This is a genomic window from Ochrobactrum sp. XJ1, assembly GCF_024701725.1.
Lineage (GTDB): Bacteria > Pseudomonadota > Alphaproteobacteria > Rhizobiales > Rhizobiaceae > Brucella > Brucella anthropi.
This window is the reverse complement of record NZ_VDGD01000062.1, coordinates 1-875: the sequence shown is the minus strand read 5'-3', so window position 1 is coordinate 875 and position 875 is coordinate 1. Positions and strand designations below refer to the sequence as shown.

Sequence of the window (875 nt, the reverse complement as noted above, 5' to 3'; positions counted from 1 at the left end):
CGCCCTCACTCCGTCACACCCCGGCGCGAGTCTCATCCTGATTGACGCTGAATCTCACCTAGATTGCCGTTATGCACTCCAGCAACATCGGGTGGTTGCCTATGATGCGGTGAACCCGTTTGGCGTTGACGACAGGCTGATCGGCGGCTCACCTTTCGCGATTGAGGAGCGCGGTGATCCGCCGATAGCCATAGGTTGGCCTCTGATCGACCAGCCTGCAAATGATGGGCAAAAGCTCTGCATCCTATGCCTTGTGATAGTGTCCGCGCGGCTTTGATCTACCTTTCAACCGATCCGCGAGGTGTGAGCGCGCGCGCCCCAGGTGTGTGCAACGGTCTTCATCGGTAACCGTCCTTCGGCAACAAGATCGGCTGCGATATCCGTTTTTTGAGTCCGCTTTGGAAAGGGCTTCGCGGAGGATTTCGACCTCCATTGTCTTGCGACCAAGCATGTGCTCCAGCTCGCGGACACGATCTCCCAGCTTCTTCACTTCCGAGTTGCCGACAACCGACCCTTCAGAATCCACGGCTGCCGCACCTCCCTCGCTCAAGAGCCTGCGCCACCGATAAAGCAGATTGGGCCCAACGCCATGGCGGCGAGCGGTGGAAGACACCGTCTCGCCGGGTTCGAAACTCTGCTCAATAATTGTCAGCTTCTGCTCGGTTGTCCACCGGCCTGCGGCGGACATCACCCGTCAGCAATTCAACGTGTCGATACTCGTTAGACATAAGCCTGTGCTTGAGCCTTTCTGCTTATGCCGACTGTCCGGTCGAAATGGGGCTAGTTCACAGAGAATAAGAAGTTTTGCAGCTGCCCCGGCTGCTTTGGTCAAAAAAAAGCCCGCGTTGTGGCGGGTTTTGATTTGGTTTTGGGCT

The 875-nt window shown here is 56.9% G+C and carries 1 pseudogene; it reads right to left on the bottom strand.

Features of this window, described 5'->3' with window-relative positions:
• Window positions 1-61: 61 nt before the first annotated feature.
• Window positions 62-728, bottom strand: a pseudogene (locus tag FG152_RS27140) (transposase); the annotation flags it as partial.
• Window positions 729-875: the final 147 nt, after the last annotated feature.